The 13,933-nt window shown below is 64.6% G+C and carries 13 protein-coding genes; 6 read left to right on the forward strand and 7 right to left on the reverse strand.

Going from position 1 to position 13,933, the window contains the following annotated elements; all coding sequences use genetic code 11:
• Window positions 1–77 precede the first annotated feature (77 nt).
• Complete coding sequence (locus tag JKP78_RS00455; protein ID WP_200625828.1) at window positions 78–893, forward strand: class I SAM-dependent methyltransferase; 816 nt, start codon at window positions 78–80, stop codon at window positions 891–893.
• A gap of 112 nt (window positions 894–1,005) precedes the next feature.
• On the opposite strand, the gene JKP78_RS00460 is transcribed toward JKP78_RS00455, so the two are convergent.
• Window positions 1,006–1,305 (reverse strand): hypothetical protein, encoded by a 300-nt coding sequence (locus tag JKP78_RS00460; RefSeq protein ID WP_186685612.1) that lies wholly within the window; start codon window positions 1,303–1,305, stop codon window positions 1,006–1,008.
• 155 nt (window positions 1,306–1,460) lie between these two features.
• Here JKP78_RS00460 and JKP78_RS00465 point away from each other — a divergent pair, with 155 nt between their 5' ends.
• A complete protein-coding gene (locus JKP78_RS00465) occupies window positions 1,461–1,889 on the forward strand; it encodes a DUF2231 domain-containing protein (RefSeq protein WP_200625829.1) in 429 nt (142 codons plus the stop codon).
• The gene (locus JKP78_RS00470) at window positions 1,886–3,178 is read left to right on the forward strand and encodes a PQQ-dependent sugar dehydrogenase (protein ID WP_200625831.1); all 1,293 of its coding nucleotides are present in this window, start codon (window positions 1,886–1,888) and stop codon (window positions 3,176–3,178) included. Before JKP78_RS00465 ends, JKP78_RS00470 begins: the two co-directional genes overlap by 4 nt.
• A 163-nt stretch (window positions 3,179–3,341) precedes the next feature.
• Here JKP78_RS00470 and JKP78_RS00475 read toward each other — a convergent pair whose 3' ends face one another.
• Window positions 3,342–5,471, reverse strand: coding sequence for a TonB-dependent receptor (locus JKP78_RS00475; protein ID WP_186685618.1), 2,130 nt, complete (start codon window positions 5,469–5,471; stop codon window positions 3,342–3,344).
• 225 nt (window positions 5,472–5,696) lie between these two features.
• Between JKP78_RS00475 and JKP78_RS00480 the strand changes: the two genes are divergently transcribed.
• On the forward strand, window positions 5,697–6,278 hold the full coding sequence (locus JKP78_RS00480; protein WP_186685620.1) for a hypothetical protein: 582 nt from the start codon (window positions 5,697–5,699) through the stop codon (window positions 6,276–6,278).
• A gap of 2 nt (window positions 6,279–6,280) precedes the next feature.
• Here JKP78_RS00480 and JKP78_RS00485 read toward each other — a convergent pair whose 3' ends face one another.
• Window positions 6,281–7,072: a hypothetical protein gene (locus JKP78_RS00485; protein ID WP_442793956.1), complete on the reverse strand. Its 792-nt coding sequence runs from the start codon at window positions 7,070–7,072 to the stop codon at window positions 6,281–6,283.
• A 145-nt stretch (window positions 7,073–7,217) separates the two neighbouring features.
• On the opposite strand from JKP78_RS00485, the gene JKP78_RS00490 reads away from it, so the two are divergent.
• Window positions 7,218–7,736: a DMT family transporter gene (locus JKP78_RS00490; RefSeq protein WP_186685621.1), complete on the forward strand. Its 519-nt coding sequence runs from the start codon at window positions 7,218–7,220 to the stop codon at window positions 7,734–7,736.
• Here the strand turns inward: JKP78_RS00490 and JKP78_RS00495 are convergent, their stop codons facing one another.
• Window positions 7,737–8,645, reverse strand: a complete 909-nt coding sequence (locus tag JKP78_RS00495; protein ID WP_186685623.1) for a LysR family transcriptional regulator — start codon at window positions 8,643–8,645, stop codon at window positions 7,737–7,739.
• 602 nt (window positions 8,646–9,247) lie between these two features.
• Complete coding sequence (locus JKP78_RS00500) at window positions 9,248–9,577, reverse strand: hypothetical protein (protein WP_200625832.1); 330 nt, start codon at window positions 9,575–9,577, stop codon at window positions 9,248–9,250.
• Between the two features lie 195 nt (window positions 9,578–9,772).
• Between JKP78_RS00500 and JKP78_RS00505 the strand changes: the two genes are divergently transcribed.
• A complete protein-coding gene (locus JKP78_RS00505) occupies window positions 9,773–10,522 on the forward strand; it encodes a FadR/GntR family transcriptional regulator (protein WP_170030254.1) in 750 nt (249 codons plus the stop codon).
• A gap of 88 nt (window positions 10,523–10,610) precedes the next feature.
• Here JKP78_RS00505 and JKP78_RS00510 read toward each other — a convergent pair whose 3' ends face one another.
• The gene (locus JKP78_RS00510) at window positions 10,611–12,191 is read right to left on the reverse strand and encodes an aldehyde dehydrogenase (NADP(+)) (protein ID WP_186685627.1); all 1,581 of its coding nucleotides are present in this window, start codon (window positions 12,189–12,191) and stop codon (window positions 10,611–10,613) included.
• A 181-nt stretch (window positions 12,192–12,372) separates the two neighbouring features.
• A complete protein-coding gene (garD, locus tag JKP78_RS00515; RefSeq protein WP_186685629.1) occupies window positions 12,373–13,926 on the reverse strand; it encodes a galactarate dehydratase in 1,554 nt (517 codons plus the stop codon).
• Between the last annotated feature and the right edge of the window lie 7 nt (window positions 13,927–13,933).

Below are 13,933 nucleotides of genomic sequence, written 5' to 3' on the forward strand. Positions count from 1 at the left end.
TTGCTTCTATCCCCTCAATCCATGGCGCGTTGACCGCCAGAAGGATCTCGGCCGCGCACCTTGCAAAGGCGCAGACCATGAATACCTCTTTGGATACCAATGCCCTGAAAGCCCGCCAGCAAGCCATATGGGCCAGTGGCGACTACGCGGTAATCGGCACCACCATGCAAATCGTCGGCGAGCGCCTGGCCGAGGCCTGTGACCTGCGCTGGGACGAACAGGTGCTGGATGTTGCCGCCGGCAATGGCAACGCCACCCTGGCCGCAGCCCGACGCGGTTGCCGCGTCACCTCCACCGACTATGTGCCCGAGCTGCTCAAGCGCGGCGAAGAACGGGCGCGGGCCGAGCGCCTCGATGTGGTGTTCCAGACCGCCGATGCCGAAGCACTGCCGTTTGCCGATGGCACCTTCGATGCGGTGCTGTCGACCTTCGGCGTGATGTTCGCCCCCGACCAGGCCCGGGCTGCGCGCGAACTGAGCCGGGTGTGCCGGCCCGGTGGCCGGATCGGCCTGGCCAACTGGACCCCGCAAGGCTACGTCGGGCAGATGTTCAAGACCCTGGGGCGGCATGTACCGCCGCCTGCCGGGGCCTTGCCGCCCTCGCGCTGGGGTGATGAGGAACAATTGCGCGTGCTGTTCGCAGGCGCGTTTGACGAGTTGAGGATCAGCCGCCAGCTGTTCAACTTCCGCTATCGTTCGGCGTCGCATTACCTCGAGGTGTTCCGCACCTGGTTCGGACCGATGCGCACGGCCTTTGCCTCGCTGGAGCCGGAGGCGGCTGCGGCGCTGGAGCGTGACCTTACCGAATTGCTGAATGCCTGCAATGTGGGCGGCCCGACGTCACTGGTGGTGCCGAGCGAATACCTGGAGGTGGTGATCACGCGCGGCCGTTAGCAAGGGCGCTTCGAGTCAGCGCGGCCCCCAGTTGGGTTCGCCGTGAGAGGGGGCTTGTCCGAGGCGTGACCCGTGAAGTGGCGCAGGGGCCTTGGTTGCGGTTCATACAAGCTCAGTTCTTGCACTTGGCCATGACGACCTGGCAAGTTCTCGGTGAGCCCCCCGACCGGCTGGCATAACGCACGCAGTTGTCCAGCGACTTCTTGCGGGCGATGCTCAAGGTATCGCCCCATGCCAGGCCACCTTCGCCAGTGGTGGGGACGGCTTTGGCGAAGCAGTTGGAGCCTATTGTGCGTGCCGCGTAGTGGGTCTTGCCGGTGTTGCTGGAGCAACCGGCCACGAGCACCAGGCCGAGCGCCAGCAAGGTGGTCAACGCCCAGGGTGAACGCGGGCGAATCGGGTTGCTGCTCATCGGTTGTCTCCTTGCGCCAACGCCTCGCAGCATAGGCCATTCAAACCAAACGGTGAACTATCGCCTTGTTCAGAGGCTCCTTTGCTAGGCGCGCCCTGCGCACGCCTGGTGGCCACGCCATCAGCCCTTGGGTCACTGAATGAAAAGGAGGCACCGTGACCGCATCCGAGCAAACCTTCTACCGCCATACCCCCAGCCCGCTGCATGCCTTGCTGCTGGCCGGCAGCGTTCCGTTGTTTGTCGCTGCGCTACTGAGCGACATCGCCTACTTCAACAGTTACCAGATCCAGTGGAGCAACTTCGCCGCCTGGCTGATCGCCGGCGCCCTGGTATTTTGCGGGCTGGCACTGTTGTTTGCGTTGGCCAACCTGATCCGTGCCGAGCACAAGGGCGGCCGGCCGACGCTGTACTTCGTGCTGCTGCTGGTGACCTGGGTGCTGGGGCTGATCAATGCCTTCGAACATGCCAAGGACGCCTGGGCGGTAATGCCGTCCGGGCTGGTGCTGTCGGTGATCGTGAGCGTGCTCGCGACAGTGGCCGCCTGGACCGGTTTGAGCGGCCTGCGCTCGGGAGGTGCGGCATGAAGCTTGTACCTGCATTGAGCCTGTTGAGCATGGCGTTGCTGTTGACTGCGTGTGGCGGTGATGGCGAGCCGACCCAGGCCCTTGGGCCCGACCCGAAACTGCCGGCGCCACAACGTGGCCTGCTGCCGAGCATGAAAATCGCCCAGCCGGTAGCCTGGGGTGAGCAGAAGCCGACGGTACCTGAAGGCTTTACCGTCACTGCCATCGCCACCGGCCTGAAGATCCCGCGGCAGACCCTGGTGTTGCCCAATGGCGACATCCTGGTCGCCGAGGGCCGCGGTGGTAGCGCGGCCAAGCTCAAGCCCAAGGATGTCATCGCCAGCCAGATCAAGGCCAAGGGCAATACCCAGGTCAAGGGGGGCAACCGCCTGACCCTGCTGCGCGATGCCGACGGCGACGGTACCTATGAGCTGCAGACGGTGTTTGCAGAAAACCTCAATGCGCCGTACGGCCTGGCCTTTGCCGCTGGCAAGCTGTACGTGGCCAACCAGGATGCCCTGGTGCGCTTCGACTACCAGGACGGCCAGACCCGGGCCGATGGCCCGCCGACCAAGGTCACCGACCTGCCGGCCGCGATCAACCACCACTGGACCAAGGCGCTGACGATCAGCCCGGATGGTCGTTACCTGTACGTGGGCATCGGCTCCAACAGCAACATCACCGAACGCGGGCTGGAGGTGGAGATCGACCGGGCCATGGTCTGGCAGGTCGATGCTGCAACCGGCGCGCACCGGCCCTATGCCACGGGCCTGCGCAACCCGACGGCGCTGGCCATCCAGCCGCAGAGCGGGCAGCTGTGGGCGGTGGTCAACGAGCGCGATGAGCTGGGCCCCGACCTGGTGCCGGACTACCTGACCTCGGTGCGTGACGGTGGTTTCTACGGCTGGCCTTACAGTTACTGGGGGCAGAACGTGGATCAGCGGGTACGGCCGCAGAACCCGGACAAGGTAGCGGCGGCGATCAAGCCGGATTACAGCCTCGGTTCGCACGTGGCGGCATTGGGCGTGGCCTTCTCCATCCCGGCCATGGGTGAGCGCTTCGCCGACGGTGTCTTCGTCGGTGAACATGGCAGCTGGAACCGGCCCAATCCGGTCGGCTACAAGGTCATCTTCGTGCCGTTCGGCAAAGGCAAGCCGGCAGGTGAGCCGATCGACTTCGCCACCGGCTTCCGCGGTGAGGACGGCAAGACCCGCGGGCGGCCGGTGGGGGTGACGGTGGACCCGCGTGGTGCATTGATCATCGCCGATGACCTGGCCAATACGGTCTGGCGGGTAACGCGCAACCGCTGATGGCGTGGGGGGATGCGCCCGTGCTGAAGCGGCGTCGTGTCGCGAAAGGGGCGCGCCGCGGCCCCCTATTGCAGCTTCGCCGCGATGATCACTGGGGCCGCTTTGCGGCCCTTTCGCGACACGAGGCCGCTCCTACAAGGGGCGCGGGCTGCTTGCCCGGCGATCAGAAGCGGTAATTGAAGCTGGCTTCCAATGTACGCGGTGCGCCTGGGGTGATCAGGTCCACCGAGCCGTGCGCAGAGGCGTAGTAGTCGCGGTCGAACACGTTCTTCAGGCGCAGCGCGGCGTCCCACTGCGGCACGCTGTACAGCAGCGCGGCGTCGAAGGTGGTGTAGCCCGGCATCACTACCACGTTATCGAGTGCGGTGTAGCGCTCGTCGACGTAATTGGCACCGGCGGCCACGCGCCACTGCGGGGTCAAGGTACGCACCAGCCAGACGTTGGCGCTGTTACGCGGCGTCAGGGTAGGGGTCTGGCCTTCGTTGGCCACGCCATTGGTCTTGCTGTTGGATTTGCTGATTTCGGCGTCCAGATAGGCATAGCCGGCATAGATCTGCCACTTGTCACTCAGCTGGCCGCTGACGGTGGCTTCGAAGCCGTCGGTGCGCTGTTCGCCTGCCAGCACGGTGAGGTTGGGGTTGGCCGGGTCGGCGGTCTTCATGTTGGTGCGCTCGAGGCGGAACAGCGCTGCTGTCAACGACAGGCGGCTGTCGAGCAGGTCCCACTTGGCGCCGATTTCGTAGTTGGTGGTTTGTTCCGGCTCAAGGTGCTGGTTGCTTGGGCTGACCGCGAACACCTCGCCCGAGGGCTGGTAGCTGCGGCTGACCGAAACGTAGTAGGACTGGATGGCATCCGGCTGGTAGACCAGGCCAGCGCGAGGGCTCCAGGTCTTGTCGGTGCGGTCGAGGTCGACATTCTGCGCGCGGTCGTCGTCGTATTCCTGGCCAAAGATGTCATAACGCACACCGACCAGCGCTTTCCAGTGTTCATTCAGCTCGATCAGGTCCTGCACGTACAGGCCAGTGGTCTGCTGCCAGTTGGTGCCCTTCGACGACAGGTTGGCGGCGTGTTCCGGCACCGCTACCAGGGCGTCTCGGTACACCGGCACCTGGACCACGTTGTTCTGGCTCAGCACCCGCTGGTGCTTGTCCTGGAAGCCCACCTCCACGCCATACAGCAGGTTGTGCTGCATCCCGGCCAGCTGCGCCTGTTGCTTGAGCTCGGTCTGGTTGAACAGGCCGTACTCGTCGCGGGCGACATTGCCGCGGTTGAGCTTGACCAGCAGCTCGCCATCGGGCGCAGTGACGAAGCGCTTCGGGCTGCTGTCGGCGAGGGTGTTGTTGCGGTCCAGGTCGTAGCGGTAGTAACGGCTGGTGTTGGTCAGGGTAAAGTCGTCGTTGATGCGGTAATCAAGGCTTGCGGTCAGCGAGAACACTTCACTGCGTGCATAGTCCTGGTCGGCATCGCCGGAACCGAAGCGCTTGTCACGGTGCACATCCACCGGGCGGTTGCCCAGGGCCGGGATGCCGAAGTCGATCAGGCGCTTGTCGTACAGGTAGGTGGCGCCCAGGTTCAGTTCCAGGTCGTCGGAAAGGCGGAAATACGCCGATGGCGCGATGGCCTTGCGGTCGATGTAGCCATCATCGCGGAAGGTGTCGCTGTCTTCGAAGGCACCGGTCACGCGGTAGGCCTGGTTGCCCTGCGGGTCGGCCCAGCCACTGTCGAACTGGGTGCGGCGCTTGCCTTCGCTGTCGAAGCTCATGCCCACTTCGCGCTTGGGTGTGAAGCTGGGTTTCTTGCTGATGCTGTTGATCAGGCCACCGGAAGAACCACGGCCATACAGCACGGCGGCAGGGCCCTTGATTACCTCGACCCGCTCGATGTTGGACAGGTCGCGGAAGTACAGCGCATCGTCGCGCACACCGTCGATGTACATGTCGCCAATGGCGCTGAAGCCACGGATGGTCACCTGATCGCGCTGGCCATCGCCGTTGGACAGGCCGACGCCAGGCACGTTCTTCAGTACGTCTTGCATCGACTGGGCGCCCTGGTCCTTGATCACGCTTTCCGGCACGACGTTGACGGTTTGCGGGATGTCGCGCAGCGGCGCGTCGATCTTCAAGGCGCTGCGGCTTTCACTGGCCTTGTAGCTCTGCTGCTCATAGGCGCTGGTGACGGCGGTGGCGGGCAGGGCGAGGGAACCCTGCGACTCAGGTTGAGCTGCATGAGCAGCAGGCATGACCAGCAGGCCGAGCATGGAAAGCGAAGCCGGGGCAACAGACTTTTTTGCCATTACAGGTGACTCGTTGTTGTATTCGAGGTTGCGAATACTAACGATTCTCAAATGTAAAGCAAGTGTAAAGAATTCGCATTTGCTATTGCGACGGCCTGCCTGGTTGCACGCTGGCTGAACCTGTCGCCAGGGGCTGGCCCGGCAAGCCAACCGGGAACGGCTATGCTTGTCAGCGCGTGAGCATCACGCGCAATCGTCCGGTCTTGATTACAGGGAAGCAGGCCTATGAATCCAATTCGCTCCATCGCTCGTGCTGTCGCCCTTGCCACGCTGGCCTGCGCTGCCAGTTTCACGGTGCAGGCTGCCGGTATTCCCATCGGCAGCGAGGCGCTGGAAAGCCACGTCACCACGCAAGTCACGGCCATCGACCTGGGCAAGCGCCAGGTCACGGTGAAAGGTCCCGATGCGAAGAAGGATGTGACCTTCCAGCTCACGGAAAAGGCCAAGGCACTGCACAACCTCAAGGTGGGTGACCAGGTCGACATCTATGTCACCCGCGCGGTGGCCTATGTGTTGAATCCCGAAGTAGGCGGGGCGCCAAAGGCGACTGACGAGTCCGGTACCATCCGCGCCACGGCGGACAACCCCAACCCTGGTGGCGAGGCATTCCGCCAGGTCAAGATCACCTCGCAGATCAAGAAGATCGACCTCGACAAGCATGAGGTCAGCTTGCTGCCACCGGAAGGCAAGCTGCAGGTGGTCAAGGTCGAGAACCCGGACCTGCAGGCACGCATGAAGAACCTCGAGGTCGGGCAGACCGTCGACGCGATCTACACCGAAGTGCTGCGCGTCGAAACCTCACGCTGATCTCAACCAGCGCCGACCTCGGCTGCTGCCGGGGTCAGGCTTCGGCTGGCCCGGGCCTGTATCCGCCGCGAGGCCTTGCAGGCGGGAGGGTGTTGTTGAAACAGCCGTAGCACCCAGTCAGGGCGGGTCTTGCTGGCATCGTTGAGCCAGTTGGCGACCGAGTCCTGGGCATATTTCTCGGGTTCGGCCAGCAGTGGCACCAGCATCGGCTCGGCCACCTCCGGCTGTTGCTTGAGTGCGGCAATGTGTTCGCACCAGACCCCGCGGGGGCGCAGGATCTCGATGCAAAACCGCCGCACCAGCGGGTCGGCATCGCCAACATGGCGGCCGAGCAGGAGCAAAGCGGCGTCAAGGTTCTGCGCCAGGCGCAGGCGCAGGGCAATCCAGGCCCACTCGCGTACACCGAAGTGTTCATCACGAGCGAAGCGCAACTGCGCCTGCAGGGCCTCTTCCAGGGGCAGCGAGCGGGACAGGTGCGCCTGGGCAAATGCCGCCCAGCTGCGCACGGTATCGGACGGGTGTGTGCAGCATCGCTCGAACGCCTGTTGGCGCCAGGGCGCGGCAGCCTGCTCCAGCCATTGCCCCAGCGCCAGGCCAATGGCTGCGACCTTTTTCGACAGGCCCAGCGCCTGGGCCAGTTCGGCGCTGGCGGTCAACTGCTCCAGCAGTGCCTCGGGAAGCTGGCCGGCCAGGGCGTGGGCGAGGGCCGCCTGGTCTACCGCCAGGCATTCGGCCAGGTTGCGGGTGGGCAACTGGCCAAGGTCGATCAGGGTCTTGCGTTGCTCCTGCAACATGTTCCACCTCCATGTGGTCGGCCAAGGTACGACAGTACCCTCAGGCATGCATGCTACGAATAGTGCGCGTGCAGGGTTTTGATTTCCATCACTTCGGCGGGTTGTACGATCATGGCCGTCATCGACACGCTGAAGGAGAGCGGCCATGTTCAGTAAATCCATGCTCCTGCTGGCACTGCCGGTGGTGATGGCGTTGCTTGCCGGTGCCGTGTTGCCGTTTCAGGCTGCAGGCAATGCCGCCGTTGGACGCGCACTGGGGCACTGGTTGTGGGCGGCGTTCACTTCGTTGACAGTGAGCTCGCTGGTGGTAATTGCTGCATTGCTATTGCTCAGGGTGCCGGCACCGGACCTGGGCAAGGCCCTGCAGGGGCCGTGGTGGCTGTGGATCGGAGGGGTACTGGGGGCCCTCTACGTGGCCGCCGCGGCAGCGCTGACGCCCAGGCTTGGCGCTGCGGGGTTTCTGGTGTTGGTGGTGGCTGGGCAAATCATCACGGCAGTGCTGGTCGACCATTTCGCCGTGATGGGCCTGGGCGGCAAGCCACTCAACCTGACCAGGCTGGCAGGCCTGGTGCTGATCCTGGTGGGGGTGGTGCTGGTGCAAGGCAATTGGGCGGCGGGTTCACTGCCCGGCACCGCTGTGATCACGAAGCCGCCGCAGGGCTGATCAGTGCTCCGGCTGGCTGCAGGCCCGCACGGTCTCGCGCAGCCAGCGGTGTCCCGGGTCGCTGTCCTTGCGAATATGCCAAGCCTGCTGGTAATCGAACGGGGCGATAGTCAAAGGAGGCTCGAACTGACGCAGCGTCGGGTGCTGCTGCAGGGGCCCTGCCGCCCGCCGCGCTACGGTAAGGATCAAGTCGGTGCCGGGCAGCACGTCGATGGCCGCGCTCCAGTGGGGCAATGCCAGGGCAATGCGACGGCGCAGCCCTAGCGCGGCAAGCGCACGCTCGATCTCATCGAAGGCATCGGGGCGCATGGCCATCAACACGTGCGGGCGGGCCAGCCAATCCTCCAGGGCCAGGCCGCCGTCGACGGGCAGTACCTGGCAATCGGCAACGCTGATGAAGTCCTCGGCAAACAGCGCCTGGGTGGTGATTTGTTCGGGTGGGTCGGGGAACAAGCCCAGGGCCAGGTCCAGTTCGCCGTCAAGCAACTGCGCCAGCATGGTTTCGCGGCTGGCCTGGCTGATGGCCAGGTCCACGCCAGGGGCGACCCGGCGCAGATGGCGGACCAGCGGCGGCAGGACAATCCGTGAAGCGTAATCCGACAGCGACAGACGGAAGCGGCGCTGGGCCTTGGCCGGTTCGAAAACCGGCGTGGCCAGCAGGCCGTTGAGGGCGTTCAAGGCGTCCTGCAGCGGGCTGGCCAGCGATTCGGCACGCGGGGTCAGGACCATGCGGCCGTTCTGGCGCATCAGCAAAGGGTCGTCGAAATGCTTGCGCAACTGCGCCAGCGCGTGGCTGACCGCAGGTTGGCTACGGTGCAGTCGCAGGGCTGCGCGCGTGACGTGCTTTTCGCTCAGCAAAGCATGCAGGGCCAAGAGCAGGTTGAGGTCGATTCTACGCAGTTCATCCATCTTGTGAATGGTCTCGATCCGATACGACGGTTGTGATCAGCTTAACAAATACCCGTTGAAGCGATGCCGCTGCGTCATGTTGCCTTTTCCTACTGGTGTATCCGCAGCTGACGTGAAGGTCGAATCCGCCAAGCCAGCGTATCCCTGCCCGCCAAGGCAACCGATACAGCAGAGAATTTTGGATTGAACTCTATGTATTTCAATCGGTTACGATGATTTATTGAAGTAAAACAGAAGATATCCAGGCGGTAGGTGACTGCTTGGCGGATAAGAATCTGGCCACTTGGTGCTTGGTGCGGGCGCTGCCATCGTGGTACCCGGACGTGGCAGCAGGCACTTAGCTGATGCGGGCTACTGCGCGCCTCGACACCGCGCCCTGGTGGCCTTCAAAACCTGGCTGGAAGCCCGCTTCGAGGCTGGCGCCTCCTGGCGCACCAGACGCGGTTCTTGTGGGAGCGGCCTTGTGTCGCGATGGGCCGCAAAGCGGTCCCAGGAATCGGGGGTTTTGCCGCACATTCTCGGGGCCGCTTTGCGGCCCATCGCGACACAATGCATCTCCTTCAAAGCGTTAAGTTCATTTGCTAACTTATTGATAAAAAAGACTAACGTCGTGCTACAGCATGCTGCACACACTGCTCGTAGTAAGTCTGCCTGATCGCCGCCGGCTTGAGCTGCGAGCGGCTGTTGTAGGTCTGCTCGGTAATTCCGAAGGCGGTCATGCGCATCCACGGTTTGGCGAACTTGCGTACCTGCAGCTTCTTGCGAGTGGCATACAGCGTTACCCCGGAAAGCTTGGCCTGCTGGGCCTCGGCGGCGATCTGCGCGCCCCAGTCGCAAGTGTGGCGATCGTTCTGGCTCAATGCCCGTGCCTGGGCGCCGAAAGCGAGCGTAGCCAGCAGGCAGCCGGCCATCGTTGCTAGAATTGCGCGCATGTTGCTGTCCTAAACGTCTGACGGAACAGGGAGTTTGCCTTCGCTGCAGGACGCCGGGGGCCAGCAATTTGCCGTCAGTTACAAACGCCGCGTCGCCACCGGTGGCGAGGTCGAGAAATACCGCACCGTATGTATGTGATCGTACAACTGCTTGCGCTATGATGACGGCTGTCTTTCTAGGTGAAATACAGCGTAATGACAGAGCAGCAGGTACAGCCAAGGACCCGGCGCAAGCCGCGCAGCCTGGCGCAGGAACTGGTCACGGTGCTGACCGAGCGGATTCGCAGCGGCCAGCTCAAGCGTGGCGACAAGTTGCCGACCGAATCGCAGATCATGGCCGAAGAGGGCGTCAGCCGCACCGTAGTGCGGGAGGCAATCTCGCGGCTGCAGGCCGCCGGGCAGGTCGAGACCCGTCACGGTATCGGCACCTTTGTCCTGGATGCGCCAGCCACCGGTGGCTTCCGCATCGACCCGGCGACTGTCGTCACATTGCGCGAAGTGCTGGCGGTGCTCGAGTTGCGCATTGCCCTGGAGATCGAGTCGGCAGGCCTGGCAGCACAGCGCCGCAGCGATGAACAGCTGGCCGGTATGCGTGCGGCACTGGATGAAATCAACGAAGGGGCAGCCCACGCCAGTGATGCGGTATCTGCCGACTTCCAGTTTCACCTGCGCATCGCCCAGGCCAGCGGCAACCACTACTTTGCCGACATCATCAACCACCTGGGCACCAGCATCATTCCGCGTACCCGGCTGAATTCGGCGCGGCTGGCGCATGATGACCAGGCACATTACATGAGCCGCTTGATGCATGAGCACGAGGCGATCTACGAAGCCATCGCCCGGGGTGACAGCGAAGGGGCCAAGATGGCCATGCGCATGCACCTGAGCAATAGCCGTGAGCGTTTGCGCCAGGCTCATGCCGAGGCCGAGGCCCAGGGGGCCTGAACCCCTGGCTGGCAGCGCCGGCCTGTTCGCCGGCAAGCCGAAAGAAAAGCCCCGCCATGCGCGGGGCTTCGTTGTTTTGGGCAACCGGTCAGATCGGCCCTTCACGCCATTGGCCATTCACCAGCCGACGTAGCCCCAGCGGGTTGTCATCGCGCAGTGCTGCGGGCAACAGCGCCTGCGGGTAGTTCTGGTAACACACCGGGCGCAGGAAACGGTCGATCGCCAGGGTGCCGACCGAGGTGCCGCGGGCATCCGAGGTTGCCGGGTACGGCCCGCCATGCACCATTGCCTCACATACCTCGACACCGGTCGGGTAGCCGTTCACCAGAATCCGCCCGACCTTTTCTTCCAGCAGTGGCACCAGCCAGGCAAAGGCCTCGAAGTCCTCGGGCTCGCCGATCAGCGTTGCGGTCAGTTGCCCACGCAGGCCGAGCAAGGCGCTGCGCAATTGCGCGTTGTCCTGCACTTCGACGGCCACGGTGGCAGGGCCGAACACTTCTTCCTGCAGCAACGGGTCGGATTCGATCAGCAAGCGGGCATCGGCCTTGAACAGCTGCGCACGGGCCTGGCTGCCTGCCTGAGCCTGGCCGGCCAGGTGCTGGATACCGGCGTGGGCCTGCAAATGCTCCAGGCCAGCAACGTAGCTGCGCAAGCCTGCGGCGTTGAGCATGGTCTGGCCGGCTTGTTGAGCCAGGTGGTGGCCAAGCTCGGCCAGCAACTGGCTGTACTGCGGCGACTGCAGGCCGATCACCAGGCCCGGGTTGGTGCAGAACTGGCCAGCGCCGAGGCAGACCGAACCCGCCAGTTCGCGGGCAATCGAATCACCACGCTTGGCCAGGGCGCCGGGCAGGATGATCACCGGGTTGATACTGGACATTTCAGCGAACACCGGGATTGGCTGCGGGCGTTCGGCGGCCATGCGGCACAGCGCGTCACCGCCTTTCAGCGAGCCGGTAAAGCCAACTGCCTGGATCGCCGGGTGCTTGACCAGCCACTCGCCGACGCCGCCACCGAAGACCATGTTGAATACCCCCTTGGGCATCCCGGTGCGCTCGGCGGCGCGCTGGATGGCGCAGGCCACCAGGTCGGCCGTGGCCATGTGGCCGCTGTGGGCCTTGAACACCACCGGGCAACCGGCAGCCAGGGCGGCGGCGGTGTCGCCCCCGGCGGTGGAGAAGGCCAGCGGGAAGTTGCTGGCGCCGAACACCGCAACCGGGCCGACGCCGATGCGCATCTGGCGCAGGTCTGCGCGTGGCAACGGCTGGCGCTCTGGCAGGGCGAGGTCGATGCGCGCCCCAAGGAAATCACCGCGGCGCAATACCTGGGCGAACAGGCGCATCTGGCCACTGGTACGGCCGCGCTCGCCGTGGATACGTGCGGCGGGCAGGGCGGTTTCGCGGCAAACGATGCTGACGAAGGCGTCGTCCAGCTCATCCAGTTCGGCGGCAATGGCGTCGAGGAACTCGGCGCGCCGCGTCGGGGCCAACTGGCGGAATTCGGCAAAGGCCGCCGCGGCAGCCTTGGCAGCCTGGTCCACTTCGCCTTCGGTAGCCTGGAAGAAATTGTATGGCAGCGCCTCGCCAGTGCTGGCGTCCAGGCTCTGCAGGCGCTGTTGGCCCGCGGCGCTGCGCTGGCCGGCGATGAAGTTGTGGCCGAGGATTTCAGGCATGGGGTGCTCCTGTGGGCTTTAGGGGAAAAGTGGAACGCATTCGGGGCGCAGCCCTGCTGGAGCGGGTTTATCCCGCGAACAACCCAACGCGATGGATGGCACCGGCTGTGCCGGTGATCGCGGGTGATCCCGCTCCTACAGGGGGGGTGAACTAGCGGACGTCCGGGCAACCTCGGGGGCATCAGGTAATCGGTGCCGGGTTGAACAGGGTGATGTCGTTATGCAGGCGGTGCTGCTCGGCCCAGGTCCGCTTGCGGCCGCTGGCCACGTCCAGGTAGTAGTGGAACAGCTCCCAGCCCAGCTCTTCGATGGTCGCGCGGCCGCTGGCGATGCGCCCGGCATCGATGTCGATCAGGTCGGGCCAGCGCTGGGCCAGCTCGCTGCGGGTGCAGACCTTGACCACCGGCGCCATGGCCAGGCCATAGGGGGTGCCGCGGCCAGTGGTGAACACGTGCAGGTTCATGCCAGCGGCCAGCTGCAGGGTGCCGCAGACAAAGTCGCTGGCCGGGGTGGCGCAGAAGATCAGGCCTTTGCGCTTGACCCGCTCGCCCGGGCCAAGCACGCCCTGGATGGCACCGCTGCCGGACTTGACGATCGAGCCCAGGGCCTTCTCGACGATGTTCGACAGGCCGCCTTTCTTGTTGCCTGGCGTGGTGTTGGCGCTGCGGTCGGCGGCACCCTGTTGCAGATAACGGTCGTACCAGTCCATCTCGCGGACGAGCGCATCGGCAACTTCCTGGTCTTGCGCGCGCGAAGTCAGCATGTAGATCGCATCGCGCACTTCGGTCACCTCCGAGAACAGCACGGTGGCACCGGCGCGAACCAGCAGGTCGGCAGCGTAGCCCAGCGCCGGGTTGGCGGTAATGCCGGAAAAGGCATCGCTGCCCCCGCACTGCATGCCCAGGATCAGTTCGCTGGCCGGTACGCTTTCGCGGCGGCGCTGGTCGAGTTTCTTCAGGCGGGTTTCGGCCAGCTGCATGATCTGTTCGATCATCTCCACAAAGCCCAGGCTGGCGTCCTGCAGGCGGTACAGCCAGGGCTCGCTGAGGTCGACCGAGGGGTCGTCGGCGTGCATCACCTGGTCGGCCTGCAGCTTTTCGCAACCCAGGCTGATGACCAGGGCCTCGCCGCCGAGGTTGGGGTTGCGCGCCAGGTTGCGCACGGTGCGGATCGGGATGTAGGCATCGCGCGCGTTGATCGCCACGCCGCAGCCGTAGCTGTGGGTGATGGCGACCACATCATCGACGTTCGGGTAGCTGGGCAGCAGCTCGCTGCGAATGCGCTTGACGGCGTGCTCCAGTACCCCGGCCACGCACTGCACGGTGGTGGTGATGCCCAGAATGTTGCGAGTGCCGACGCTGCCGTCGGCATTGCGGTAGCCTTGGAAGCTGAAGCCTTCGAGCGGCGGCAGCGGCTGCGGCACAGCATCGCAGCGGGGCAGGCTGTCCAGCGCCGGGGCCGCCGGCATGGCCAGCTGGCTCTCCTGTACCCAGCTGCCCTGGCGCAGGTCCTCCAGTGCGTAGCCGATGATCTGCCCATAGCGGCGCACGGGCTCGCCCTTGGCAATGGCCACGGTGGCCACCTTGTGGCTTTGTGGCACGCCTTCGACCAGGGTCAGGCCATCGGCGAAGCGGGCACCTTCGCCCAGGCCGCCGGCATTGACCACCACCACGACGTTGTCGTCATCGTGCAGGCGGACGTAGCGGGGCGAGTCGGAATGTTCGATCAACTGCATGTTCGGG

The sequence above is a fragment of the Pseudomonas sp. LAM2023 genome (genome assembly GCF_016620375.1).
GTDB lineage: Bacteria > Pseudomonadota > Gammaproteobacteria > Pseudomonadales > Pseudomonadaceae > Aquipseudomonas > Aquipseudomonas anuradhapurensis.

Coding starts and splice junctions, on each gene's coding strand:
- JKP78_RS00455 (WP_200625828.1), top strand. CDS start 78: ATGAATACCTCTTTGGATACCAATGCCCTGAAAGCCCGCCAGCAAGCC.
- JKP78_RS00460 (WP_186685612.1), bottom strand. CDS start 1,305: ATGAGCAGCAACCCGATTCGCCCGCGTTCACCCTGGGCGTTGACCACC.
- JKP78_RS00470 (WP_200625831.1), top strand. CDS start 1,886: ATGAAGCTTGTACCTGCATTGAGCCTGTTGAGCATGGCGTTGCTGTTG.
- JKP78_RS00475 (WP_186685618.1), bottom strand. CDS start 5,471: ATGGCAAAAAAGTCTGTTGCCCCGGCTTCGCTTTCCATGCTCGGCCTG.
- JKP78_RS00480 (WP_186685620.1), top strand. CDS start 5,697: ATGAATCCAATTCGCTCCATCGCTCGTGCTGTCGCCCTTGCCACGCTG.
- JKP78_RS00485 (WP_442793956.1), bottom strand. CDS start 7,072: ATGTTGCAGGAGCAACGCAAGACCCTGATCGACCTTGGCCAGTTGCCC.
- JKP78_RS00490 (WP_186685621.1), top strand. CDS start 7,218: ATGTTCAGTAAATCCATGCTCCTGCTGGCACTGCCGGTGGTGATGGCG.
- JKP78_RS00495 (WP_186685623.1), bottom strand. CDS start 8,645: ATGGATGAACTGCGTAGAATCGACCTCAACCTGCTCTTGGCCCTGCAT.
- JKP78_RS00500 (WP_200625832.1), bottom strand. CDS start 9,577: ATGCGCGCAATTCTAGCAACGATGGCCGGCTGCCTGCTGGCTACGCTC.
- JKP78_RS00505 (WP_170030254.1), top strand. CDS start 9,773: ATGACAGAGCAGCAGGTACAGCCAAGGACCCGGCGCAAGCCGCGCAGC.
- JKP78_RS00510 (WP_186685627.1), bottom strand. CDS start 12,191: ATGCCTGAAATCCTCGGCCACAACTTCATCGCCGGCCAGCGCAGCGCC.
- garD (WP_186685629.1), bottom strand. CDS start 13,926: ATGCAGTTGATCGAACATTCCGACTCGCCCCGCTACGTCCGCCTGCAC.